The organism is Streptomyces albipurpureus (assembly GCF_023701525.1).
In the GTDB taxonomy this organism is placed as follows: domain Bacteria; phylum Actinomycetota; class Actinomycetes; order Streptomycetales; family Streptomycetaceae; genus Streptomyces; species Streptomyces albipurpureus.
Window position 1 is genome coordinate 66,003 of the sequence record NZ_JAMQAW010000006.1, and the last position, 24,409, is coordinate 90,411.

General features: G+C 68.7%; 20 protein-coding genes. 2 read left to right on the forward strand and 18 right to left on the reverse strand.

Annotated features, from left to right (window positions below; translation table 11 throughout):
* Nucleotides 1–5: 5 nt before the first annotated feature.
* From gatC to NBG84_RS05460, 6 genes are all read right to left on the reverse strand, one after another.
* Complete coding sequence (gatC, locus tag NBG84_RS05435; protein WP_250918118.1) at nt 6–302, reverse strand: Asp-tRNA(Asn)/Glu-tRNA(Gln) amidotransferase subunit GatC; 297 nt, start codon at nt 300–302, stop codon at nt 6–8.
* A 511-nt stretch (nt 303–813) separates the two neighbouring features.
* On the reverse strand, nt 814–3,000 hold the full coding sequence (locus NBG84_RS05440) for a putative bifunctional diguanylate cyclase/phosphodiesterase (protein WP_250918119.1): 2,187 nt from the start codon (nt 2,998–3,000) through the stop codon (nt 814–816).
* Between the two features lie 315 nt (nt 3,001–3,315).
* Entirely contained in the window at nt 3,316–5,553 is a 2,238-nt protein-coding gene (gene ligA / locus NBG84_RS05445) for an NAD-dependent DNA ligase LigA (RefSeq protein WP_250918120.1), read from the reverse strand.
* Nucleotides 5,553–6,560: a methionine synthase gene (locus tag NBG84_RS05450; RefSeq protein WP_308312012.1), complete on the reverse strand. Its 1,008-nt coding sequence runs from the start codon at nt 6,558–6,560 to the stop codon at nt 5,553–5,555. Before NBG84_RS05450 ends, ligA begins: the two co-directional genes overlap by 1 nt.
* A 92-nt stretch (nt 6,561–6,652) precedes the next feature.
* A complete protein-coding gene (locus NBG84_RS05455) occupies nt 6,653–7,342 on the reverse strand; it encodes an SDR family oxidoreductase (protein WP_250918121.1) in 690 nt (229 codons plus the stop codon).
* Nucleotides 7,343–7,371: 29 nt separating this feature from the next.
* Nucleotides 7,372–7,911 carry an LOG family protein gene (locus tag NBG84_RS05460; RefSeq protein ID WP_250918122.1) on the reverse strand — a complete coding sequence of 180 codons (540 nt, stop codon included), beginning with the start codon at nt 7,909–7,911 and terminating at the stop codon, nt 7,372–7,374.
* A gap of 202 nt (nt 7,912–8,113) precedes the next feature.
* Between NBG84_RS05460 and NBG84_RS05465 the strand changes: the two genes are divergently transcribed.
* Nucleotides 8,114–8,911: an alpha/beta fold hydrolase gene (locus tag NBG84_RS05465; RefSeq protein WP_250918123.1), complete on the forward strand. Its 798-nt coding sequence runs from the start codon at nt 8,114–8,116 to the stop codon at nt 8,909–8,911.
* Nucleotides 8,912–9,027: 116 nt separating this feature from the next.
* Here NBG84_RS05465 and mnmA read toward each other — a convergent pair whose 3' ends face one another.
* Nucleotides 9,028–10,152 (reverse strand): tRNA 2-thiouridine(34) synthase MnmA, encoded by a 1,125-nt coding sequence (gene mnmA, locus NBG84_RS05470; protein WP_250918124.1) that lies wholly within the window; start codon nt 10,150–10,152, stop codon nt 9,028–9,030.
* Between the two features lie 60 nt (nt 10,153–10,212).
* Here mnmA and NBG84_RS05475 point away from each other — a divergent pair, with 60 nt between their 5' ends.
* Nucleotides 10,213–10,917 carry an N-acetylmuramoyl-L-alanine amidase gene (locus tag NBG84_RS05475; RefSeq protein WP_250918125.1) on the forward strand — a complete coding sequence of 235 codons (705 nt, stop codon included), beginning with the start codon at nt 10,213–10,215 and terminating at the stop codon, nt 10,915–10,917.
* Between the two features lie 117 nt (nt 10,918–11,034).
* On the opposite strand, the gene NBG84_RS05480 is transcribed toward NBG84_RS05475, so the two are convergent.
* From NBG84_RS05480 to NBG84_RS05530, 11 genes are all read right to left on the reverse strand, one after another.
* A complete protein-coding gene (locus NBG84_RS05480) occupies nt 11,035–12,198 on the reverse strand; it encodes a cysteine desulfurase family protein (protein WP_250918126.1) in 1,164 nt (387 codons plus the stop codon).
* Nucleotides 12,199–12,502: 304 nt separating this feature from the next.
* Entirely contained in the window at nt 12,503–13,348 is an 846-nt protein-coding gene (locus NBG84_RS05485; RefSeq protein WP_250918127.1) for a thioesterase family protein, read from the reverse strand.
* A gap of 299 nt (nt 13,349–13,647) precedes the next feature.
* The gene (locus NBG84_RS05490) at nt 13,648–14,307 is read right to left on the reverse strand and encodes a trimeric intracellular cation channel family protein (RefSeq protein WP_250918128.1); all 660 of its coding nucleotides are present in this window, start codon (nt 14,305–14,307) and stop codon (nt 13,648–13,650) included.
* Nucleotides 14,308–14,330: 23 nt separating this feature from the next.
* Nucleotides 14,331–15,746: an ABC transporter ATP-binding protein gene (locus tag NBG84_RS05495; protein WP_425608574.1), complete on the reverse strand. Its 1,416-nt coding sequence runs from the start codon at nt 15,744–15,746 to the stop codon at nt 14,331–14,333.
* A complete protein-coding gene (locus NBG84_RS05500) occupies nt 15,743–16,858 on the reverse strand; it encodes an ABC transporter ATP-binding protein (protein ID WP_250918129.1) in 1,116 nt (371 codons plus the stop codon). The genes NBG84_RS05495 and NBG84_RS05500 overlap by 4 nt, the downstream gene beginning before the upstream one ends.
* Entirely contained in the window at nt 16,855–17,829 is a 975-nt protein-coding gene (locus tag NBG84_RS05505) for an ABC transporter permease (RefSeq protein WP_250918130.1), read from the reverse strand. Before NBG84_RS05505 ends, NBG84_RS05500 begins: the two co-directional genes overlap by 4 nt.
* 281 nt (nt 17,830–18,110) lie before the next feature.
* On the reverse strand, nt 18,111–19,889 hold the full coding sequence (locus NBG84_RS05510; protein ID WP_250918131.1) for an ABC transporter substrate-binding protein: 1,779 nt from the start codon (nt 19,887–19,889) through the stop codon (nt 18,111–18,113).
* A 195-nt stretch (nt 19,890–20,084) separates the two neighbouring features.
* Nucleotides 20,085–21,083 carry an ABC transporter permease gene (locus NBG84_RS05515; protein WP_250918132.1) on the reverse strand — a complete coding sequence of 333 codons (999 nt, stop codon included), beginning with the start codon at nt 21,081–21,083 and terminating at the stop codon, nt 20,085–20,087.
* An 805-nt stretch (nt 21,084–21,888) separates the two neighbouring features.
* Entirely contained in the window at nt 21,889–22,677 is a 789-nt protein-coding gene (locus tag NBG84_RS05520) for an enhanced serine sensitivity protein SseB C-terminal domain-containing protein (protein WP_250918133.1), read from the reverse strand.
* Nucleotides 22,678–22,810: 133 nt separating this feature from the next.
* The gene (locus NBG84_RS05525) at nt 22,811–23,593 is read right to left on the reverse strand and encodes an enhanced serine sensitivity protein SseB C-terminal domain-containing protein (protein WP_250918134.1); all 783 of its coding nucleotides are present in this window, start codon (nt 23,591–23,593) and stop codon (nt 22,811–22,813) included.
* Nucleotides 23,594–23,713: 120 nt separating this feature from the next.
* Nucleotides 23,714–24,409 carry an AAA family ATPase gene (locus NBG84_RS05530; RefSeq protein ID WP_250918135.1) on the reverse strand — a complete coding sequence of 232 codons (696 nt, stop codon included), beginning with the start codon at nt 24,407–24,409 and terminating at the stop codon, nt 23,714–23,716.

Here is a 24,409-nt window from a genome sequence, read left to right on the forward strand (position 1 = left end):
CGTGATTAGTCCTCCCCCAGGATCTGCGGCACCTTGAAACGCTGCTGCTCTTGGGCAGGAGCGCCGGAGAGCGCCTGCTCGGGGGTGAGCGAGGGACGGACCTCGTCCGCGCGCATGACATTGGTCAGCGGCAGCGGATGGGAGGTCGGGGGTACGTCTTGGTCGGCGACCTCGGCGACGCGGGCGACCGCGCCGATGATGTCGCCGAGCTGACCGGCGAAGTGGTCGAGTTCCTCGCCGGAGAGCTCCAGACGCGCCAGCCGGGCGAGGTGGGCGACCTCCTCGCGCGTAATGCCAGGCATGCAGCGATCCTCAGGGGTGAGTGGGTGTGGTTTGGCCCAATCCTATGGGGCAGGGGTGGCCGACCACGAAACGGTTCCCTCGGAAGCTCCTTCGCCGATGTCAGCTGATGTCGCCCGATATCGCGAAGAGCTCATTCCTCGCGCCTGCGAAGCTCGCTCGCCCAAGGGCCCACGCGCCGGATGAATCGGGGGCCGGGGTGCCCAGGGGGCCGGCGACCAGGGGCTGGGCGCGCCTGGTTGAGCTCGGCTCGCCGATCCCGGGTCGGCGGGTCCGGGTCAGCGGGTCCGGGTCGGGGGCCTGCGCGGCGTGGGACGGCGGCCGTTGCGTCTCGGACCAGGGGGCCTGAACGGGCGATGCTCCGGGGTCCGCGAACCCCATGACCCACACCTCTCCTGCCCGGTGATCGCCTGCCTGCCGTGCGGCGCAGCGGGAAGCCGCTTGGCGCCCCCGCTGGTCCGTCGTGCTGCCAGCCGGCGGATACTTCTCCGCCGTGCTGGTCAGCCGTTACCGCTACGGAACCGCCTGGCCGGGGCTGTCGGCGGGGGCCGGGGTGGCGGCTGCCGGAGCCGCGGGTGCCGGGGTGGCGGCGGGCACAGCGGTGGCGGGGGCGGCGGCCGAGGCAGCCGGCTCGGAGTCGATCTGGCGGTGCCAGCCTCGCTCCCCCCGGGCCCGCAGCCATGCCGTCGCCTCCTGGGGCGGCATCGCCGCCGCCACCAGCCAGCCCTGCACCGCGTCACAGCCCAGGTCCCTCAGCCGCTCCCAGGTCTCGTCGTCCTCGACGCCTTCAGCGACCACCAGCAGTCCGAGGGAGTGCGCCAGGTCGACGGTGCAGCGGACGATCTCCGCGTCTTCGTTGTCCACCGCCAGTCGGGCGACGAAGGAGCGGTCGATCTTGAGCTCGCTGACGGGGAGTCGCCGCAGATGGACCAGGGACGAGTACCCGGTGCCGAAGTCGTCCAGGGACATCTTCACCCCGTGGTCGGTGAGCCCGGCGAGGGTGTCGGCGGCCCGCTGGGGGTCTTCCAGGAGGACATGCTCGGTGATCTCCAGCTGGAGCGAGCCCGCGGGGACTCCGTGCCGGGCCAGGCGCGCGGCGACCGAGCCGGCGAATCCCGGGGTGTGCACATCGCGCGGGGACACATTCACCGCGACCGGCACATCGAGCCCCTGCGCGCGCCACTTGGCGACCTGCGCCAGCGCCGTGTCGAGCACGTACTCGGTGAGGTGGGGCATCAGCCCGGAGGACTCAGCGATCGCGATGAACTCATCGGGAGGCACTCGGCCGCGATCCGGGTGGACCCAGCGGACCAGCGCCTCCAGGCCGGCGACATGCCCATCGAAACGGACCTTGGGCTGATAGTGCAGCTCCACCTCCCGTGCGTCGAGGGCGCGCCGCAGATCGCCGAGGAGACCGAGCCGGTCGGGGGTGTTGCTGTCCCGCTTGGACTCGTACACCTCCACACCCGTACGGTCGCGCTTGGCCTGGTACATCGCCACATCCGCGCGGCGCAGCAGCCCTTCGGCGTCGAGCGCGTGTTCGGGGAAGACCGCGACGCCCGCACTGGCCTCCAGGACGAGGGTGAGTCCGTCCAGGTCGAGCGGCGAGGAGAGCTCGGTGGCCAGTTGCCGGGCGACGCGCTGGGCGCTGGTGATGGAGTCGGCGGTGGGGAGCAGGACGGCGAACTCATCGCCGCCGAGCCTGGCCGCTTCGGCGCCGCGGGGTAGCGCGTGCCGTAGGCGCTGGGCTATCTGCAGCAGGAGCCGGTCGCCCGCGAGATGCCCGAGGGTGTCATTGACCGAGCGGAACCGATCGAGGTCGATCAGGACGAGCGCGGCCCGGGTGCCGTTGGTCTCCGCGTCCTCCAGCGCCGCCCAGGTCCGCTCCAGGAGCCACTGCCGGTTGGGAAGCCCGGTGAGCGGATCCCGCAACTGCTCCTCGGCCCGGGCCCGGGCGATCCAGAGGGTGGAGTCAAGGGCGATCAGCGGTACGGCGAACAGGGGCAGCAGCAGGGGCCTGGCGATGGCCACGACACAGATCAGCGGGGCGATCCCCAGCAGGGCGACCGCGATGAGGCCCTGTCGCAACAGGGCCGTACGGGCGATGGTGGGCAGTCCGCCGTGCTGAGGGGCGAGGACGAACCACAGCAGCAGCCGGGACACCGCGAGATAGACGGTGGCGGCGAGGATCACCTCGTGTGCGTTTCCGATGCCCCAGTCGAGTGGTTCCCAGGGGTTCTTGACGCTCGGTGACGCCCCGAACATCTCCAGGACGAGTGCCGCGGCCCCCAGCCCCAGGATGTCGGCCGAACCATGCACCACGCCGTGCCGCCAGCGGTTGCGGCGGGCGGTGCCGACCAGGGTGACGACGGCCAGACTGACCAGTCCGGCCGGCACCCAGCCGTAGAGCAGCAGGACGGCGACGGTGAGCGCGGCACCCGAGCCGGTGCCGCCCCACCAGCGGTCGCGGCCGAGCGCCACCAGATGGCCGACGATGATTCCGGTGAGGGCGGCGAAGGCCCAGCCCACCGTCGAGCCGGGGAAGAGAGCGTGACCGTGGCGCACGGCGTCGACTATCCCGACACCCAGCACCAGGGCGGCGATGGCGACGACGACGGATGGCAGTTGAGAGGTCAAGCCAGTAAGGGCCGCGAATCCGCGCGGCCGTGAGACCGGGGCGGCGCTCTCGGTCGGTTTCATTCCCGTCCCTCTCACAGCCGGCGGTGCCGATGCTTCGTGATGGTTCCCGTTGTCATGCCACCACGACTGAATTCCCATCACGCGGCCGGGCACGACAGGCGCATGTCTCAACAGTAGGCGGCAGGAGGCTTTGGCGAGCAGCGCTCTACAGCTCTTGCCCGAATGCGACCCGGCCACCCTTATCCATCTGCTATGCGCTGAACGGGTGACCTGTACCCGTCGTTCCGCCTCCGCGAAAAACGTCCTATTCCCGTTGGTACACCTCTTGCCATTCCTTGGAAGTGCCCCTTAGTGAAGCCGCTTACGCCCCCTCAGTCACTCCTCTTGTGGCACTGCTGCCCCACGCGCGTCTTCGGGCCCCTGTTCGAGCAGAATCACAAACCCATCCTCGTCCAGAACCGGCACCTTCAACTGCATGGCCTTGTCGTACTTGGAACCAGGGTTGTCACCAACCACAACGAACGCAGTTTTCTTGGAAACAGAACCAGTCACTTTCGCACCAAGGGTCTGTAGGGCTTCTTTTGCGCCATCCCTTGTGTACCGCTGGAGTGTTCCCGTCACGACGATGGTGAGGCCTTCGAGCGGTCTGGGCCCCTGGTCCTCCCCGGCGCCCTCCTCCTCCAGTCGAACACCGGCCGCGGCCCACTTGCGCAGGATCTCCTCGTGCCAGGGCTCGGCGAACCACTGCTTCAGCGAGGCCGCGATGATCCCTCCGACGCCGTCGGTGGCGGCCAGCTGCTCCTCGGTCGCCTCCCTGATCCGGTCGATGGAACGGAATTCCCGGGCCAGCGCTTCCGCGGCCACGGGGCCCACATGGCGGATGGAGAGCCCGGTCAGCACCCGGGCGAGCGGACGCTCCTTGGCGGCTGCGATGTTCTCCAGCATCGCCGCGGCGTTCTTCTTCAGCTCGCCCTTCTGGTTGGCGAAGACCGTGACGATCTTCTCCTCACCGGTCTCCGGGTCCCGCTTCGGCAGTCCGCTGTCCTGGTCGAGGACATATGCCTTGATGGGGAGCAGCTGATCGAGCTCCAGAGAGAAGAGATCGCCCTCGTCCGTCAACGGGGGGACATCGGGCTCCAAGGGCTTGGTGAGTGCCGCAGCGGCGACATAGCCGAAGTGCTCGATATCGAGGCATTTGCGGCCCGCGAGATAGAAGAGGCGCTCCCGCAACTGAGCCGGACAGGAACGGGCATTGGGACAGCGGAGATCGATATCGCCCTCCTTCATCGCCTTCAACGCCGTCCCGCACTCGGGGCACTCGGCGGGCATGACGAACTCGCGCTCGGTCCCGTCCCGTAGATCGACCACCGGGCCGAGGATCTCCGGGATGACATCACCGGCCTTGCGCAGGACCACCGTGTCGCCGATCAGCACGCCCTTGGCCTTGACCACTTCCTGGTTGTGCAGGGTCGCGAACTCGACCTCGGAGCCCGCCACCTTCACCGGCTCCACCTGCGCGTAGGGGGTGACCCGGCCGGTGCGGCCGACTCCGACGCGGATGTTGACCAGCTTGGTGTTGACCTCTTCCGGCGCGTACTTCCAGGCGATGGCCCAGCGGGGAGCCCGGGCCGTGGAGCCAAGCCGGCCCTGGAGGGGGATCTCATCGAGCTTGACGACCACTCCGTCGATCTCGTGGTCCATGGAGTGGCGGTTCTCGCCGAAGTACGCGATGAACTCCCGCACTCCATCGAGGGAGTCCACGACCTTGTTGTGCCGGGCGGTGGGCAGGCCCCACTCCCGGAGCAGGTCATAGGCGTGGGAGAGGCAGTCGATGTCAAAGCCCCGACGGGCCCCGATGCCATGCACCACCATATGCAGCGGAAGCGTCGCGGTGACCTTGGGGTCCTTCTGGCGCAGCGACCCGGAAGCGGAGTTACGGGGGTTGGCGTAGGGCTGTTCGCCGGCGGCGACCCGGCGCGCGTTCAGCTCCTGGAACTCGTCCATCGGGAAGAAGACTTCACCACGGATCTCCACCAGATCGGGGATGCGGTCGCCCTGGAGTCGCTCGGGAATGTCCGAGATGGTGCGGATGTTCGGGGTGATGTCCTCACCGACCCGCCCATCACCGCGGGTCGCGGCCCGGGTCAACCGGCCCTTCTCATAGGTCAGATTCACCGCGAGACCATCGATCTTGAGCTCGCAGAGGAAATGGAAGTCGGAGCTGCCGACCTCGCGTTCGACCCGCTCGGCCCAGGCGGTGAGCTCCGCTTCGTCAAAGGCGTTGTCCAGGGAGAGCATGCGCTCGCGGTGCTCGACCTTGGTGAGATCGGTCTCGTAGTGCCCGGCGACCTTCTGGGTCGGCGAGTCGGGCGTGCGGAGCGCCGGATACTCGTCTTCGAGCGCCTCCAGCGAGCGCAGCAGCGTGTCGAACTCGCCGTCGCTGATGACCGGCTGGTCCTTCACGTAGTAGCGGAAGCGGTGCTCCTCGATCCGCTCGGCGAGCTGGGCGTGCTCTTCCCGCGCCGATACGGGCAGCTCCGCCGATGCCTCCGCGGGCAGTCCCGTCTGCTCTTCGCCAGCCACCGTCTGTCCTCCTGATTTCCCAACACCCATTACTCAGGGTTGTCTGCAAGGGATCTTGCGGCCCGGACGCACTGGGCGAGCGCCGCCCGTGCGTACGCCGGGGACGCACCCGCGAGACCGCATGCCGGAGTGATCACCAATGACTCGGCAAGAGTCCCTGGATTCAGCCCCAACCTGCGCCACAGCGTCCTGACACCCATGACGCTACCCCCCGGGTCTGACAATGGGGTGTCGGTGGGCGGTACGACTCCGGCGAACAGTTTCGTACCCCCCTCAACCGCCTCACCGAGCGGCTCTTCGTCACGCTCGGTCAGCAGCTCAAAGTCAAAGGAGAGCCCTGCCGCTCCGGCGCGACGCAGCAGCGCGAAGGGCACCTCGGGGGCGCAGGAGTGGATGACCACCGGCTCATCGGCGATCACCTCGCGCAGGGTGGACTCGACCAGTTGGCGGTCGACGGCCCGATGGGTGCGGTACCCGCTGGCCGATTTGATCCGTCCGAGCAGTACGGCGGTCACCGATGGCTCGTCCAGTTGGACCACCACCTGGGCCTCGGGCAGCCGGCGGCGTACATCGGCCAGATGGGTGCGCAGGCCCTCCGCGAGGGAGGCGGCGAGGTCGCGGCAGGCGCCGGGGTCGGAGAGGAGCGATTCGCCGTGCCGCAGCTCCAGTGCGGCGGCCAGCGTCCAGGGCCCCACGGCCTGTACCTTCAGCGGGCCCGCGTAGCCCTGGGCGAACTCCTCCAGCGCGTCGAGGTCCTCACCGAGCCAGGAGCGGGCGCGCCGGGTGTCGCGCCCCGGGCGGTCACTGATCCGCCAGCCGCTGGGCTCGACGTGTGCGTACATCTCCACGAGGAGTCCGATGCTCCGCCCGATCATGTCGGCGCCGGGGCCGCGGGCGGGGAGTTCGGGCAGATACGGGAAGTTCTCAACGGACCCGACGACGGTCTTCGCGGCCTCGCGCGCATCCGTACCGGGCATGGACCCGACACCGGTGGCGGGGCCCCAGCTGAACTCGTGCTTCTCGCTCTTGTCGCTCACCCGGGAAGGGTACGTGTCGGGGTGTCCGTCGACGCACCGCGCCCGCCCCGGGGTCGCGGCCTCCGCTGCCGATCATGGGGCGATGGGGAGCCCTATCGTCCGGGGCGGACGGTCAGATCGTTGATCTCCGCGTCCCGGGGCAGATCGATCGCCGTGAGGATCGCCGTGGCGACCGACTCGGGGTCGATCCAGCGCGCGGCGTCATACTCCCTGCCCTCCTGGGAGTGCACCTTCACCTGCATGGGACTGGCGGTGCGCCCCGGGTAGACGGAGGTGACCCGCACTCCGTTGGGGTGCTCCTCCTGGCGCAAGGAGTCGGCGAGCGCCTTGAGACCGTGCTTCGACGCGGCGTAGACGCCCCACTCCGCATGGGCCCGCAGCCCGGCCCCGGAGTTGACGAAGACCACATGTCCCTGGGCCACGCGCAGCTGCGGCAGCAGCAGCCGGGTGAGCTCGGCCGGTGAGATCAGATTGGCGTTGAGCTGCTGGTGCCAGGTCTTGGGCCGCATCTCGGCGATCGGGCCGAGGTCGATGATGCCCGCGATATGCAGCAGTGAGTCGATCCGGTCGGGCATGGGCTGGTGCGAGAAGGCCCAGGAGATCCGGTCGGGGTCGGCCAGGTCGGCGACGAGCGTACGGGCTCCGGGATAGACGCCCGCCAGTTCCTTGGCCCGGCCGGCGTCCCGCGCCAGCAGGATGAGGTCATCGCCGCGTTCATGGAGCCTGCGTGTCACGGCCGCGCCGATGCCCGAGCCCGCTCCGGTGATCAGATGTGTTGCCATACGGCCCATGCTCGCACCCCCGCGGCCGGCTACTGCACGCCGGCCGACTCCTCCAGGTAGGCCAGGGCCGACACCCCGTCTTCGGCGAAGAAGACGAGGTCGGTGAGGGGCAGCGGGAGGAAGCCCTCGGCGTCCATCCGCCGGAACTGCGTCTTGAGCCCGTCGTAGAAGCCGGCGGTGTTCAGCAGGACCACCGGCTTGGTGTGCTTACCGTGCTTCTTCAGCTCCAGGATCTCGGTGGCCTCATCCAAGGTGCCCGTACCCCCGACCATGATCACTACTGCGTCGGCCTTGGCCAGCAGTAGCGCCTTGCGCTCGGCGAGATCCTTGGCGATCACCATCTCATCGACATCGGTCCGCGCCAGGGTGTGCAGAAACTCCACCGATACCCCCACAAGCCGCCCACCGCCCTCCCGCACTCCATCCGCGACGACCTTCATCAGCCCGGTCTCGGAGCCGCCCCAGACCAAGGTGTGGCCACCCTTGCCGAGCAGTTCGGCGAATTCACGTGCGGGGCGGGTATAGCGCTCGTCGAGTTCGGCGGCGGAGAGAAAGACGCAGATGTTCATGGGGCAACGGTAGATGGCCATACCGCGATGGGCACAGGAGCGCGATCCCCAGGACGGAACGACGCGGCCGGGCGGCCCTCCCGCCGACGGAATCCGACCCAAAGAAGGTGATCCATCAACTATCCACGTTTCAACGGAAGTTTCCTCAGAAATTATCGCGCGCAAGCGATGAGTTACTCGAAGCGGGCCGGTCAGCCCTCCTATGGACCACACCAGCCCGACGCTCAGCAAGGCCCACTCCACCGACGGCACCCCCATCGCCTGGGAGCAGCGGGGCGAAGGCGCCCCCCTGTTACTGATCAGCGGCGCTCTGTGCACCGGAGCCACGGACGCCCCACTGGCCGCGCTGCTCGCCCCTCGCTTCCGGGTGATCACCTACGACCGGCGCGGCCGGGGCAACAGCGGGGACTCCCCCACGTACGCGGTACAACGGGAGATCGAGGATCTCGCGGCGATCATCGACGAGGTAGGCGAGAACGTCTCCGTCCACGGCATGTCGTCCGGGGGCGGGCTAGCGCTCCGGGCCGCCGCCGCGGGCCTGCCCATCAACCAGCTCTCGGTCTACGAGCCCCCCTTCAGCCCGGCCGCCCGGCCGGGGCAGAAGGCCGCGCCCTCCGTGGCGCAGCTGGCCGAGCTCTTGGCCGAGGGAAGGCGTGGGGATGCCCTCGCCGTCTTCCTCACCGAGGCGGGGATGCCCGCCGAGACACTGGCGAGCATGCGGGACTCCCCGTTGTGGAACGCGTTGGAGTCGGTCGCCCACACCCTGCCGTACGACTACGAGGTGATGGGCAACGGCGCGGTTCCGAAAGCCGAGCTCAGGCGGGTCGGCGTTCGGGTGATGGTGGTGGACGGCGGCGCCAGCCCGCCGTGGATGCGCGAGGCCGCCCGACTGGTCGCCCAGGCGCTACCGCGCGGCAGACACCGCACCCTGACGGGTCAGACGCATGAGGTGGCTCCGCATGTGCTGGCGCCGGTGCTGGAGGACTTCTTCACCGCGTGACGTCGCAGCGCGCGTGAAGCCGCAGGGAAGACGGCGGCCGGTGCGCAGCAAATCCGCGCACCGCGCTCACCCGCACCAGCCAGCCGTCCGTGAAAGGTCCCCCGACCGACCGGGCCTCAGACCGCCGGCACCGCCGCACGGGAGGTCGAGGCGATCGTCGCCGAGCCCACCACCCGGCTGCCGTCGTACAGAACGATCGCCTGGCCGGGGGCGACTCCCCGTACCGGTTCGGTGAAGTGGACCGTCAGCTCACCGCCGTCGAGCGAGGCCGTCACCTCGGTCTCGCCGCCGTGGGCGCGCAGCTGGGCGGTGTACGTCCCCGGTCCCGTGGGAGCGGCTCCGCACCAGCGCGGCTTGATGGCGGTCAGTGCGGTGACGTCGAGGGCTTCGGCCGGGCCGACCGTGACGGTGTTGTCGACGGGTGAGATGTCCAGGACGTACCGCGGCTTGCCGTCCGCGGCCGGGTGCCCGATCCGCAGGCCCTTGCGCTGGCCGATCGTAAAGCCGAAGGCACCGTCGTGGGTGCCCAGCTTGGCGCCGGACTCATCGAGGATGTCGCCTTCCGCGGTGCCCAAGCGGCCCGCGAGGAAGCCCTGGGTGTCGCCGTCGGCGATAAAGCAGATGTCGTGGCTGTCCGGCTTATTGGCGACGGCGAGCCCGCGCTGTTCGGCCTCCGCCCGGATCTCGCCCTTGGTGGTGAGGGTGTCGCCGAGGGGGAACATCGCATGGGCGAGCTGGCGCTCATCGAGCACACCGAGGACATACGACTGGTCCTTGGCCATGTCGCTGGCCCGGTGGAGCTCGCGGCTGCCGTCCTCGCGGGTCACCACCGTCGCGTAGTGGCCGGTGCAGACCGCGTCGAAGCCCAGGGCGAGTGCCTTGTCCAGCAGCGCGGCGAACTTGATCTTCTCGTTGCAGCGTAGGCAGGGGTTCGGGGTCCGCCCGGCCTCGTACTCCGCGATGAAGTCCTCGACCACGTCTTCGCGGAAGCGTTCGGCGAGATCCCAGACGTAGAAGGGGATGCCGATGATGTCCGCGGCGCGGCGGGCGTCACGCGAGTCCTCGATGGTGCAACAGCCCCGCGCGCCGGTGCGGAACGACTGCGGGTTCGCGGAGAGCGCCAGATGCACTCCGGTCACATCGTGTCCTGCCTCGGCGGCGCGGGCGGCGGCAACGGCGGAGTCCACGCCGCCCGACATGGCGGCGAGCACGCGAAGAGGGCGCTGGGAAGTCTGAGTCATAGCAGTACCAGGGTACGGGCCCGGGGAACCGAGGGCTCCCGAGTATGCGTTGAACAGCTCATGGGGAGCGATACAGAGCGCGGTAGACGCAAGAGCGGCCGGCCGAGGATCGGCCGGCGGGGGGTGCTGATCGGCGGCGCTGCCGCCGTGCTGGGCGGCGGTGTGCTGGCTCAGGACCAGCTCAGCCGGCTGTGGTGGCGGGTGCCGGGGATGACCAAACCACGCAAGGAAGGTGAGCTGGACCACCTCGGTGCGGAGTGGACGGCCGCCTCCCGGGCGAACTGGCGGCTTGCGGACCGCCCCGAGGACTACCGCATCGACCGGGTGATCATCCATGTCGTCCAGGGCAGCTATCCCACGGCGCTGAAGGTCTTCAAGAACCCCGGCCACGGTGCTGCGACGCACTATGTCGTACGCAAGGACGGGCATGTCGCCCAGATGATCCGTGAGCTGGATGTCGGCTTCCACGCGGGGAACAGATCGTTCAACGAGCGCAGCATAGGGATCGAGCACGAGGGGTTCGTGGATCGTCCCCAGGATTTCACCGACGCCATGTACCTGGGGTCCGCGAAGCTCACCGCGGGCATTTGCGAGCGGTATGACCTGCCGGTGGACCGCGAGCACATCATCGGGCATGTGGAGGTGCCGGGCACCGACCACACGGACCCGGGGCCGCACTGGGACTGGGATCGCTATCTGGAGCTGGTGAAGCGGGCTCGTACGGCGGCCAAGGCCAAGGCGAAACCGACGGGGAATTCGGTATGACGCCCCGAGGGTGGGCGGAGGTCGGCATCCCTGGAGCGGCCGGTCGGTGATGGGGGCGTCTGACCGCCCCGCTCGGATCGCCCCACGGTCGTTGAACGCGCTGGGGACGTGGAGCGGTCAGCTGAGTCCTGCGGCACGCGCCCGTTCCACCGCCGGACCGATCGCTCGCGCGACCGCGTCCACATCCGCCCGGGTCGAGGTGTGCCCGAAGCTGAAGCGCAGGGTTCCCCGGGCCAGATCGGGATCGGTGCCGGTGGCGAGCAGCACATGACTCGGTTGGGCCACACCCGCCGTACAGGCCGATCCGGTCGAGCACTCGATGCCCTGGGCGTCGAGGAGCAGCAGCAGCGAGTCGCCCTCGCAGCCGGGGAAGGTGAAGTGGGCGTTGGCCGGCAGCCGGTCGTCCGGGTCGCCGCCGAGGATGGCGTCCGGGACCGTGGCCTGGACCGCCTGGATCAGTTGGTCGCGCAGTGCACCGACGTCCCGGGCGAAGTCCTTGTGGCCCTCAGCCGCGAGTTTCGCCGCGATGGCGAAGGCCGCGATGGCGGGGGCGTCGAGGGTGCCGGAGCGTACATGTCGCTCCTGGCCACCCCCGTGGAGCACGGGAACCGGGGTGTACTCCCGGCCCAGGAGAAGGGCGCCGATGCCGTAGGGCCCGCCGATCTTGTGGGCGGACACGGTCATCGCCGCGAGCCCCGAGTCCCCGAAGTCGACCTCGGTCTGCCCAAAGGCCTGGACGGCGTCGGAGTGGAGCGGAATGCCGAACTCCTGAGCCACGGCGGAGAGCTCGGGAATCGGCATGATCGTGCCGATCTCGTTGTTCGCCCACATCACGGTGGCCAGGGCGACCGAGTCGGGATCGCGCTCGATGGCCTCGCGCAGCGCCTGGGGGTGGACCCGCCCGAAGGCGTCGACGGGCAGATACTCGACGGTCGCGCCCTCGTGCTCGCCCAGCCACTCGACGGCGTCGAGCACCGCGTGGTGCTCGACGGGGCTGGCCAGCACCCTGGTTCTGGCCGGGTCGGCGTCCCGGCGCTGCCAGTAGAGCCCCTTGACGGCGAGATTGTCGGCTTCGGTGCCGCCCGAGGTGAAGACCACCTCGCTGGGCCGTGCGCCAAGGGCCTCGGCAAGGGTCTCCCGGGCCTCCTCGACGGTACGGCGAGCACGACGGCCCGCGCCGTGCAGCGCTGAGGCGTTGCCGGTGACGGTGAGCTGGGCGGTCATCGCCTCGATGGCTTCCGGCAGCATCGGAGTCGTCGCAGCGTGGTCGAGGTATGCCATGGTGGCCACGATTCTACGAGGCCGGGAAGCGAGCCGGACGAGGCGCATACGCGTTCCGGCCGCGGGGAGCCGCTCGGGCCCGCCCCCGCCACGGGCGTCGGCGGTGCTTTCGCCGGGGCAGGACAGCGTGGTCACTACCGCCGTCCACACGGTATCGATCCGACAAGGGCCGGAATTGACCGTCTGGAGGCGCCCTCTCGAAAGGTGGGAGGGGGCAGGCGGAAGTGACGGAGATCGCACCGGTAGTAGGGGCGGGAGGAGGGCCCGCCCCTACGCACCGGGCCTGAGCGATCGCCGTCGCCGGTTAGCGGGAGGCCTTGGCGAGTTGGCGGGACTGGGCCACCAACCGGTCCTCGCTGTCCCAGACCTCCGCGTCCTCCTCCAGGAATCCGCCGGCGAGATTGCGGGTTGTGATGGCGACCCGCAGCGGACCGGGCGCCGGGCGGCAACGGATGTGCGTGGTGAGCTCCACCGTGGGCGTCCAGCCCTTGAGGCCCAGCTCGAACGCGGTGGGCGGCAGCGCGTCCACGGTCAGCAGCAGGGAGAGCGGGTCCGCGGGCCGGCCGTCCGCCAGCGAGAACCACCCACGCATCTCCCCCTTGCCGGAGGGCGCGCCCACCACCCAACCCACGGTGGCCGGGTCAAGCCGGATGTCCAGCCGCTCCAGGATCTCGGAGCTGCCCCCGAGATCGGGGACCGGGCCGTCGGAGGTGCTGAGGCAGCGTTCGTACGCGGGGATGACGGGCGGTGTCGCCGAGGTTCGCACCTCTTCGGAGAGCTGATCCAGGTCTCCGTAGGTCGCCAGGACCCTGATGCGCTCGACCTCGGCGCCGTTCTCGTCGTGCTGGATCAGGGAGGCCTGTCCGGTGGAGAGCGTACGGCCGGTACGTATGGTCTCGGTCCGGATGATGGCGGGGCCCGCTTGGGACGCGCTCAGATAGTGGGCCGAGACGGTGAAGGGGTCGGGGTGCGCAAGCGCGTCCGCCAGGGCGCGGCCGATGAGGGCCAGCAGATAGCCACCGTTGATGGCGCTGATGATCGTCCAGCCCGCCGAGAGATGGGCGTCATAGACGCCCGGCTGACTGAGGGTGACGGCGGTGTCGCGGTCGAACTCGCTGTCCCCGATGGATGCCTGAACTGCCTGTGCCATAGCGGCACCGTACAACAGGCATCTACTAAGCGGTAGCTTTGCCTTATCGATGGAGACCGGTGGGGATCGAACGGGATCGGTGGGGATCAGCCGGTTCGGTCGGAATCGGTCGGGCCGGGGTCGGGCAGTTCGATGGGTCAGCGGGTTCGGTTGGGATCGGTCGGATCGGTCGGATCGGTCGGTTCGGTCGCCGCACCGTTGGGAACATCTGATGCCAGAGATGCCAGATGCCAGATGCCAGGGATATCAGGAATGTCAGCGGGGGGCCCCGCGGGACGCTCCCCCCGTCGGACTCCGGCTCAGGCTTCCTCGGCCGTCGATGAGCGGCGGTTCCAGGCACGCGGGGCCCGCCAGTGGAAGCGCAGCGCCAGCAGCCGCAGTGAGAAGGCGGTCACCACCGCGAGCGCGCCGGTGGCCGTGTTGAGTACGTCCCACTGGATGCAGAGCGCCACCATCGTCGCCCCCACCATGGCCGGGACGGCGTAGAGATCACGGTCCCAGCGCACCAGCGAGGGGATCTCATTGGCCAGCACATCCCTGAGGACTCCCCCGCCGACGGCGGTTGCGAGCCCCAGCACCGCCGATGAGGTCAGGCTCAGACCGTACTCGTACGCCTTGATCGTGCCGGTCACACAGAACAGTCCCAGACCCGCCGCGTCGAAGACATTGACCCCCAACTGGATGCGCTCGACCTCCGGGTGGAGGAAGAAGACCAGCGCCGTCGCCACCAGCGGCATCACGAAATAGCCGAGATCGGTGAAGGCGGCCGGGGGTACGGCGCCGATGATCAGGTCACGGAAGAGCCCTCCGCCCAGCGCGGTCACCTCGGCGAGCACGGCGATGCCGAACACATCGAAGTTCTTGCGTACGGCGAGGAGTGCACCTGAGATCGCGAAGACAAAGATTCCGGCGAGGTCAAGCGCATGCTGGACGGAGGGGGAGAACAGTTCATGGAGCACCGGACGATTGTGCCGGTCTGCTGCTAGGTGGTGCCTCCCGACGGTGCTGGGCCTGCCGGGCCGGGCTGGTCATCGGCCGCCGGCCGGGGCTCCGGAGCGGGCTGCCCACCGGGTTCCCGGACGCGAGATGCCTCCCCAGCCGATTCAGCCAGACTCGACGCCGCCGAGGCAGCCGACCCCGCGGCCCCAGTCCCCGTCACAGTCCCCGTCTCACTCCCGACCTCAGCCCCCGTCACAGTCCCGACCTCAGCCCCCGTCACAGTCCCGGCCTCGGCCCCCGTCACAGTCCCGGTCCCGGCCTCGGTCCCCGTCACAGTCCCGGCCTCGGTCTTCGGCGCCAGCGAGACGATCTCCACCGCCTCCCGCGCCGACTCCAGCACCGTCTCGTCGGGCACCTGGTCCGCCGCGTTCTCCGGATGGTGACAGGCGACCTGCTGGCCCGGCTTGAGCTCCACCAAGGGGGGCTCCTGCTGGACACAGACCTCGGTCGCCTTCCAGCACCGGGTGTGGAACCGGCAGCCACGGGGTGGGGAGATCGGCGACGGCACATCCCCCTTCAGCAGAATGCGATCGCTCTTGACGCCCCGCCGCCGCGGGTCGGGCACCGGAACCGCGGACAGCAGCGCCTTGGTGTACGGATGCATGGGGCTCTGGTAGAGCGAGAGGCGATCCGTCAGTTCCACGATCTTGCCGAGGTACATCACGGCGATCCGGTCGGAGACATGGCGGATCACCGACAGGTCGTGGGCGATGATCAGATAGGTGAGTCCCAGCTCGTCCTGGAGGTCATCGAGCAGATTCACCACCTGGGCCTGGATGGAGACATCCAGCGCGGAGACCGGTTCGTCCGCCACCACCAGCTTGGGCTTGAGGGCCAGCGCCCGCGCGATGCCGATCCGCTGCCGCTGGCCACCCGAGAACTCATGGGGATAGCGGTTGTAGTGCTCAGGGCTGAGACCCACCAGCTCAAGAAGGCGCTGCACCTCCTTCTTGACCCCGCCTTCGGGCGTGATGCCCTGGAGCCGGAACGGGGCGGAGACGATGGTGCCGATGGTGTGCCGGGGGTTCAACGAGGAGTACGGATCCTGGAAGATCATCTGAACGTCCCGGCGTAGCGGGCGCATCGCGCTGACCCCCAGATGCGTGATGTCGTGCCCCTGGAACTCGATCGTTCCGGCGGTCGGCTCCAGCAGCCGGGTGATCAGCCGGCCCATCGTGGACTTGCCGCAGCCGGACTCACCCACCACTCCCAAGGTCTCCCCCGGTCGCACGTCGAAGGTCAGCCCGTCGACCGCCTGCACGGCACCGGTCTGCCGCCGTAGGAGGCCCTCCCTGATGGGGAAGTGCTTGACCAGCCCGTCCACCCTCAACAAGGCGTCGGGAGCGCTCCGCGGCTGTTGTTGCTGCTGCTGCTGGGGAATCTTCACGTTGTCACTCACAGCCTGGGCGCAATCTCTTCGGTCCAGATCCGCGTCCGCTGCTCCTGCGGTAGATGGCAGGCGGAGAAGTGCCCGCTGACCACCTGCTGGAGTTCGGGACGCACGGTGCGCGTCACATGGCCCTTGGGCACATCGGCGTAAGGGCACCGCGGGTGGAAGGCGCAGCCTTCGGGCAGGTTGATCAGGCTGGGCGGGGAGCCCTTCACGGGGATGAGCCGTTCGGTCTGATCCCGGTCGATGCGGGGCATGGACCCCAACAGCCCCCAGGTATAGGGGTGTTGCGGTTCATAGAAGATCTGCTCGGCCGGGCCGCGCTCCACGCATCGACCGCCGTACATCACCAGGATGTCGTCGGCGAGTTCGGCGACCACCCCCAGATCGTGGGTGATGACGATGACCGCGGAGCCGAACTCCTTCTGGAGGTCGCGGATCAGATCGAGGATCTGCGCCTGCACGGTCACGTCCAGGGCGGTCGTCGGCTCATCCGCGATCAGCAGTTCGGGGTTGTTGACCAGGGCCATCGCGATCATGGCGCGCTGGCGCATGCCTCCGGAGAACTCATGGGGGTAGCTGTCCACCCGCTGATCCGGTTGGGGGATGCCGACCCGGTCGAGGAGTTCGATGGCGCGTTTGCGGGCGGACTTCTTGTCGGTGTCGTGGTGCACCCGATAGGCCTCCACGATCTGGCGGCCGATCGTGTAGTAGGGGTGCAGGGCGGACAGCGGGTCCTGGAAGATCATCGCCATCTCCCGGCCGCGGAGCCTGCGTACCTCGTCCGGGTCCGCTGCCAGGAGTTCGCGGCCGTCCAGCCATACCTCTCCGGAGATCTGGGCCTTGCGCCGACCGTACTGGCCCGCGGTGTGCAACCCCATGATCCCGAGGGAGGTGACGGACTTTCCGGAGCCGGATTCGCCGACGATCCCGAGGGTCCTGCCCTTCTCCAACCGGAAGCTGAGACCGTCGACGGATTTGACCAGTCCGTCGTCGGTGGGGAAATGCACCCGTAGATCGCGTACTTCGAGAAACGCGGTCGGCGGGGGCGAGCCGGCCGCCGCGACTTCGCCGGGGGCGCTCTCCACGGAGGCGCGTCCAGTGCTGCCGAGGCTGTTCATCCGATCCTCACTCGTGGGTCGACAACGGCGTACAACAGGTCCACCACGAGGTTCGCGACACAGATGAAGAGGGCCGCGATGAGGGTGACGCCGAGGATCAGTGGAAGGTCCTTGCCTTCGATGGAGTCAATGGCCAGCCGCCCGAGTCCGGGAAGGCTGTAGGTGGATTCGGTGAGCACCGCCCCGCCGAGCAGGGCACCGAGGTCCAGACCGAGCAGGGTCAGTACGGGGGTCCAGGTGGAACGCATCGCATGGCGCCCGATGACGACCCGTTCCTTGAGGCCCTTGGCCCGGGCCGTACGGATGTAGTCCTCCCCCATGATCTCCAGCATGGTGGCTCGGGTGAGCCGCGCGTACATCGCCGCGTACAGCAGGGCGAGGGTGATCCACGGCAGCAGCAGCGTCTGGAACCACTGGGCCGGGTCCTCTTCGACCGGGGCGTACTCGCCGCTGATCCAGTCGAGTTGATAGCTGAAGACGGCGAGCGCGATCAGTCCGGTGAAGTAGATCGGCAGGGAGACACCGGCGAGGGCGACGGTCATGGCGGCCCGGTCCCACAGGGTGCCGCGGCGCAGCGCGGAGACCACTCCCGCGGCGACCCCGCCGACCACCCAGAGCACACAGGCTCCGGCGGCGAGCGAGAGCGTGACCGGGATGGCCTCGGTCAGCTGCGGCCAGACCTCCTGTTCGGTGCGGAAGGAGTAGCCGAAGCAGGGGGCCGGGCACTTGGTGACATCCGCGCCGTTGGTGTACTCCCGTCCGGCGACCAGGCCCTGGAGGAAGTTCCAGAACTGTACGAGCACCGGGTCGGAGAGCCCGAGTTTCTGCCGGATGCCCTCGATGGCGGCGGGGTCGGTCTGCTTCCCGGCGAAGAGGTACGCCGGGTCCGAGCCCGCCCACTTCGGGAGCACAAAGAAGATGACGAAGGTCGTCAGGGTGACGACCATCAGCATCATGGCGACGGCGAACAAGCGCCGGATGACATAAGCAAGCACTGTGCGCGGCCCGGCGGCGGCTTGACCGGCCGGAGTCGAATCCGGCCCGCCGAGCCGCCGCCCGAGGCCATCACCTGCCCTTCGGGCTTGGCGGGTTGGGCGATGGTGGGGGGTAACGCTCTACCGGGACCATCTGGTACGGATACGGCTGGTGCACGGCCGCGGACGACCGCGCACCGGCCGGGCGCGCCTGCGCTGGACCACCTCAGGGGTGGCTCCCGGACATGCGCGACGATTGCCTGACGCCTGCCTGACGCCTACTTGACGACGCCCAGGGAGACATAGTCGTAGCGGCCGCTGTACGCCGCCGACGAGTAGGCGTTGGTCAGTCGCGAGCTGCGCCAGGTGAAGTTCTTCTCGTAGACGAAGGGCATCTGGACGGCGAGGTCCGCCACCGCGTGGTTCATCTGCTGGTAGATGGCGGCGGCCTTGCCGGGGTCGGTCTCCTTCAGCGCGTCGTCGAAGAATTTGTTGATCTTCGGGTCATTGGTCTCGGAGACGTTGTAGTTGCCGTTCGGGGCGATGAAACGGCCGTCCACCAGCGGCTGGGAGAAGCCCTGGCCGGTCGGGAAGTCAGGCGCCCAGCCCGTCACGATCAGGCCCAGACCGCGCTTCTTCACCACCGCGGGCGAACCGGTGATGCTGGCGGACTCCGCTCCGTCGATGGACTCCACCTCGGCCTTGATTCCGACGGCCTGGAGTGACTGCTGGAGCGCCTCGGCGCTCTGCACCTCGCCCGGCTGGTTGCTGCGGGCGCTGATGGTGGTGGTGAAGCCGCTGGGCTTGCCGCAGGCCTTCAGCGCCGCCTTGGCCTTGGCCTCGTCGGGCTTGCCCTTGCGTGCCAGGATGCCGTACGGGTCATAGTCGTCCGAGCCCTTGATGGACTTGGGCAGCATATTGGTGGCGAGCTCACCGCCGGCCTCGGGACCGCCGCGCACGGCCTGCATCGACGCGTAGTCGGCCGCGTAGATCACGGCCTTGCGGCACTCGATGTTGTCGAACGGCGCGACCTTGGTGGCGATGTCGACATAGCGGATGAAGCTGGTCTCGATGTTGTCGAGGTTCTCCCGGTGCTCCTTGATCGCCTTGGTGCGGCCGGCCTGACCCATTCCGGTGGCGTTGAGGTCGAGGTCGTACTCGCCCTTGATCAACAGCTCGTCGATCGCCTCGATGTTGGAGTTGATCGTGACGGTGATCTTGTCCGGGAGAGCGGCCCGGATCGGGTCGGAGCTGCGCTGCCACTTGTCGTTGCGGACCAGCACCGCCCCCTTCTTGGGGGAGTACGACTGGAACTTGTACGGCCCCGAGGAGAACGGCTTCAGCTGGTACTTGCCCGCCGTGTCCTTCTCCTTCTTCAACGGGGAGCCGGACGGCATGGCGAGCATCTGCTCGAAGTCGCCGTTGGGGGTGGCCAGATTGAAGACGATGGTCTTGTCGTCCGGTGTCTGGATCGCCTTCAGTCCGAGCTTGTCCGGGGTGGTGTCCTTGTACGGCCCCTTGTACTCGCCCTTGGGGTCGAGCACCTGGCGCAGATAGCTGGGCCCACCGGTGATGACGTCCGTCGCCCAGATGCGCTGGATGCCGTACTTGATGTCCTTGGAGGTGATCGGCGTGCCGTCCTCCCAGTTGACGCCGTCGCGCAACTGGTAGGTGTAGGTCTTGCCGTCATTGGTGATCTGGGCCTTGCCCTTGGCGAGGTCAGGCACCAGTTCGGCGCTGGCCTGGCCGGGCTTGGGCGTGTAGGAGATCAGCTGGCGGGCGTAGAAGCGGGAGAAGTCCCAGGCCATGCCGTAGTACTGGCGTTGCGGATCAGTGGAGTCGAAGTCCTGTTTGCCGATGAACTTCAGCGTTCCCCCCTTCTTGGTGGAGGGGTTGGCGATGCCCTTGGCTCCGGCGTTGTAGCCGGCGCCCTTGCCGTCGCCGCCTTCGTCCTTGGAGCCGCCACCGCCGCCGCATGCCGCAGTGGCGGTGAGCGCGGCCACCATGAGCGCCGCGCCAGCGATGCGCTGGGTCCGCGACGAACGTAGGGGTGTCATAGTCCTGCAACCTCCGGGGTAGGGCGGCCCCCCGCTGCCTGCCGGGGGAACCGTCGGGAGCCGCCTGGCCGCTGTGGCAGGGGCAGTTCAGTTGTCCGCGGGTCCGGCTGGGGGCCGAAGGCCGTGGGGTGCTTCCCGTTGCTGGTGCCTTCCGTGCGAGGCATCAGCAGAGTCCGGGCTCGGGGAGAGTTCTGGTCAGCGGGTGCCCTTGGGGTCCAGCGCGTCCCGTACGCCGTCCCCGAAGAGGTTGAAGGCCAGTACCGTCACGAAGATCGCCATGCCGGGGACCACCATGAAGGTCGGATCGGCCTCATAGCTGTCCACCGCCTTGGAGAGCATCTGCCCCCAGGAGGCGGTCGGCGGGCGCACCCCCGCGCCGAGATAGCTGAGCGCGGCCTCGGTGAGGATGTTGGTGGGGATCATCAGCGTGGTGTAGACGGTGATCGGAGCCACCAGATTGGGCAGCAACTCCTTGAACAGCACATAGCGTCGGCCGGCGCCCAGGCTGCGGGCGGCCTCGATGTACTCCTTCTCGCGCAGGGAGAGCGTCTGGCCGCGGACGATACGGCCGATGTAGGGCCAGCCGAAGAAGCCGATGACGGCGACCAGGATCGTGATGCGGACCGTGCTGCCGGTCATGCCGAGCAGATTGTTCGGGAGCACCGAGACCAGGCAGATGATGAAGAGCAGTTGCGGGAAGGCCAGCAACATGTCCATGACGCGGCTGATCAGGGAGTCGACCCAGCCCCCGAAGTAGCCGGCGACGATGCCGAGGACGGTACCGATCAGCACGGCGACCATGGCGGAGAGGAACGCCACGAGGAGGGAGATCCGTGCGCCGTAGACGATCCGGCTGAAGACATCGCGGCCGTTGTTGGGTTCGACCCCGAGCAGATGCTCCGAGCTGATGCCGCCGAAGGAGCCGTAGGGCGTGCCGAACAGCGGGTTGATCTTGTCTTGGTGGAACTGGTTGGGCGGATGCCCGAACAGGCTCACGATCAGCGGGGCGAAGACCGCGATGAGCACCAGGAAGATGACAACGATGCCGCCCGCGAGGGCGAGCCGATCGCGCTTGAGGCGGGACCAGGCGATCCGCCCGAGCGACCGGCCCTCGACCTGTTTACCGGCAGCAGTCGCCGTGACATCGGCGGGCGCGTCCGGTTCCGCGCTGGTGCCGTGCAGTGGTGCCGTCATCGTGGTGGGGACCCCTCTCGACCGGCGCTGACCGGCCCGTACCCGCCGCGCTAGCGGCTTCGTTCACAACATCTGGTGCGCAGTGGAGCTCGGGCACGGGAAGCGCATATGCAGTCCTCCGTACGCGAGGGCGAATTTGCCCTTGGAGCGGGAGTCTTCAATGGTCGCGCGATCACCCGCCAGCCCCCATGGGGAATGTTTGCTCAACCGTGATGCGCTGGGATAGCCCGCTATTCGGACGCCAGCACTGACTGAGCGGTTGATCAATTGCCAGAATTCGGGAGATAGTTGAGATAGATCCCGCCATATGGACAGAGTGGTCGCAAGGGGATGCACGGGGCGTGAGCGCCCGCGAGAGCGCTTTCAGGGAGGGATCGGAGCACCTTGACGAGAAGAGCGAGAATGGCCGCGATGGGCGCTTTATCTATGAAATCAAGCCATCAAGGATAGTGAGGTTTGCAAGCGCGATGGAGTCAATCTGGCCTGGCGACCTGCATCTAGAGGTTTTCAGACGCCCTCAGAGGGGGCGAGATCTCGACAGTCGGCTGTCGGGCCTTGGGACGGCGAGTCGGCGAAGTTGGCTGGATGCCCCAAGGAGGGAGGGCGGTCAACGGCTGATTCGGCCCCCTTGGTTCTCCAACGCCGCGCACGGGGCCGACGACGACTTAGGGCCAACTTCTGCGATGTAGGGGTTGGTTCCGCTCCCACCCAGGTGGGGTAGGGGCGCACCGGTGCGTACAGCGGAGAGCCGAGATCGGCGGCAGCGAGGAGCGCGGAACGACTACTCGCCTCCCGCACGGTTGAGTCAGCGGGACTGGGGCGGGAAGCCGTAGCCGGGCGCTGGCGCGGCACCCCCGGCATGGGCGTCCCGGTCGTAGAACGGCCGGGCATTGGCCCGCAACCACATCGTCACCGGGTCATACTCATCCGACATCGCCACCGTCGACACCGGCAGCCCCTCGGGCACCGCCGCGATCGACTGCTGCATCATCGCCCGTACCGCGTCCACCGACGTTCTGCTGGTGTCATAGAGATCGAGCCCGATGGCGAGATACGGAGCGCCCAGCGCAGGCTGGACCCACACCCGGCGCAGCGACCGGATCGGGGTCGTACGGTGTGCGTTCTGTGCCAGCAGGGCGTAGAAGTGCGGGATCTCGACCGCGGGCTCCGAGAGTCTCAGCGGCCCGGCGGGCATCCGGTCAAGGCCGGTGGCGATCCGCCGCAGGTCCGGCCAGGGGACGCCGACGCCACCGCCCGGAGCATGGGGGTTGAGCCAGATTCCCGAGCGATCGGGGTACAGGGCCCGGGCGATGTCGAGTCCGGTGACGACCTCATGGGCGCGATTCCATCCGGAGACGGCCAACTCCTGGGCGGAGGTGACACAGGGGGCGTACCCGACGCCGTCGATCTCCATCGTCCCGTACTGAGCGTCCGGGGAGCCGGGGACGCCGTGCCAGAGCAGCATCCAGACCCGGCCGTTCGCCGGGTCGGCCAGCGCCTTCAGCAATGCCTCGTACGCGTCGTACCGCCCGGGTGTCACCTGTCGCAGCATGTGCTCGACGTGCCCGGCCGCCGCGGTGCCTGACGCGCTCACCCTGGTCCCCGCCCCTCATCTGTGACTGACGATCCGGCACAACCTCCGGATCGGTGGGAGGCGGGGCCATGGGACCAGCTTAATCTGCCCCGCCGACACCGACTTGACGACCGTGGGCGTTAGTACGTAAGCGCTAGTAGTCATCTTGTCGGTAAAACGGGCGCACCCTCTCCAGCATCCAGTCCACGACCGGGTCCCGAGCCGCGTCCAGGAGTACGAGGTTGACCGGCCATTCCACCTGGATGCGGCCGAGGGCACGGCCCAGGGCATCGAGTGGAGCGCTGTCCGCCGGGTCGAGCACGGGCGTCGCAGAGGCGAGCTGGACGCCGATGAAGAGGGACGGCGGGTCACCCTCGATGGAGGCGAGCGCCCGACGGGCGGTGAGGACGGCACCGCAGGCATGGAACTCACCGGCTGCCGCGGTCAGGAAGTCAACCGGGTCCTCCTGCCAGTCGGGTTCGAACAGCCGTACTCGCCCTCCGCTGGCCGAGCCGTCGAGCGGTGAGTGCCCGACCCGGCAGAGTTCGGCGACCGCGGGCGGCGGGAGGGGCACGCCCACGGCGCCTCCGGGATTGAGCGCGATACCGAGCTGGGGGGGCAGTCCGCGGGCGAAGTCCCGGGCGGGCGCGACGGTGAAGGACATATGGGTGCCGACGCAGCTCAGGAACTGCTGTTCGGAGCTGAAGACGGGGACATAGGCGCCGCCGTCGATCTCCATCGTGGGCAGATCGAGGTCGGGACTGTCCGGGGAGCCGCCGTTGGGCAGCGGTACCCAGATGGGGTTTCGGCCAAGGACCTCGACCAGCCTGGCGCCGGCGCCGGGGACGCCCAAGGAGGCGGTAAGGGTCTCTTCTAGCTCGTTCGCCGGCCAGCCGCCGTCGTACGGGTGCGGGTGTACTTGCTCCGGAATGCTCATCTGGCGGCTCTCTCCCCGGCTTGGCCGGTCCTCCCACGGCTTGCCCTCAGACCCTAGTGCCGAGCGGAGCCCGCGGGGGCACGGCTCAGAACTGTCCCGCGTTCCAGGGTGGGACAGCCCTTAGGGAAGAAGGGGTGGCTCGGGTGACTCGGTCGCCGCGAAACCCATCCTGGTCAGGGTCGTCGCAGCCGCCCTGTCCAGCAGCACCGCCGCTGAGCAGCCGGCGGGGAGCAGTCCGGACTCCGCGTCGGAGATCAACCGGGCGGTCGCACGCCGATGCCGTGCGAAGGCGTATCCCGACACCCCCCGGCCGCGCTCCCGCTGGCCCTGTCGAGCCACCTTCGGCGCCACATCGAGCAGCACCAGATGCAGGGCGCTGCCCCGGCGGCGCGCCTCCCGGGCCAGCCAGCGGCGCACCCATGCCTGGGTCCCGCAGTCGTGGACGACCACGCTCTCCCCGGAGCGCAGCGCCCTCCGCAGCCCTACATAGTGCATATAGCGGACGAAGGGGCGATAGACGGCATAGGGCAGAAAGCGCGGCATCCTGGTGTCCCAGCGGTCCCGGGTGTCCTGGGAGTCGATCCGGCTCGCGCTGGCCGCACGTCGGATCAAGGTCGACTTGCCGCTTCCGGGCAGTCCGGAAACGACCACCACATCCCCGGCGCCGAAGGTCAGGCTCCGCGGGCTGCGCCCCGCACGGCCCCGTAGATCCCGCAGTACCGGTGCGATCGCCGCCGCCTGCGTCCGGGCGGGCACCGGTGGCAGGGCGGGCACCCCCGCCGTGGTGGCGTAGGCACTGGAGTGCTGCAACGTCAT

Coding starts and splice junctions, on each gene's coding strand:
- gatC (WP_250918118.1), bottom strand. CDS start 302: ATGCCTGGCATTACGCGCGAGGAGGTCGCCCACCTCGCCCGGCTGGCG.
- NBG84_RS05440 (WP_250918119.1), bottom strand. CDS start 3,000: ATGAAACCGACCGAGAGCGCCGCCCCGGTCTCACGGCCGCGCGGATTC.
- ligA (WP_250918120.1), bottom strand. CDS start 5,553: ATGGGTGTTGGGAAATCAGGAGGACAGACGGTGGCTGGCGAAGAGCAG.
- NBG84_RS05455 (WP_250918121.1), bottom strand. CDS start 7,342: ATGGCAACACATCTGATCACCGGAGCGGGCTCGGGCATCGGCGCGGCC.
- NBG84_RS05460 (WP_250918122.1), bottom strand. CDS start 7,911: ATGAACATCTGCGTCTTTCTCTCCGCCGCCGAACTCGACGAGCGCTAT.
- NBG84_RS05465 (WP_250918123.1), top strand. CDS start 8,114: ATGGACCACACCAGCCCGACGCTCAGCAAGGCCCACTCCACCGACGGC.
- mnmA (WP_250918124.1), bottom strand. CDS start 10,152: ATGACTCAGACTTCCCAGCGCCCTCTTCGCGTGCTCGCCGCCATGTCG.
- NBG84_RS05475 (WP_250918125.1), top strand. CDS start 10,213: ATGGGGAGCGATACAGAGCGCGGTAGACGCAAGAGCGGCCGGCCGAGG.
- NBG84_RS05480 (WP_250918126.1), bottom strand. CDS start 12,198: ATGGCATACCTCGACCACGCTGCGACGACTCCGATGCTGCCGGAAGCC.
- NBG84_RS05485 (WP_250918127.1), bottom strand. CDS start 13,348: ATGGCACAGGCAGTTCAGGCATCCATCGGGGACAGCGAGTTCGACCGC.
- NBG84_RS05500 (WP_250918129.1), bottom strand. CDS start 16,858: ATGAACAGCCTCGGCAGCACTGGACGCGCCTCCGTGGAGAGCGCCCCC.
- NBG84_RS05510 (WP_250918131.1), bottom strand. CDS start 19,889: ATGACACCCCTACGTTCGTCGCGGACCCAGCGCATCGCTGGCGCGGCG.
- NBG84_RS05515 (WP_250918132.1), bottom strand. CDS start 21,083: ATGACGGCACCACTGCACGGCACCAGCGCGGAACCGGACGCGCCCGCC.
- NBG84_RS05525 (WP_250918134.1), bottom strand. CDS start 23,593: ATGAGCATTCCGGAGCAAGTACACCCGCACCCGTACGACGGCGGCTGG.
- NBG84_RS05530 (WP_250918135.1), bottom strand. CDS start 24,409: ATGACGTTGCAGCACTCCAGTGCCTACGCCACCACGGCGGGGGTGCCC.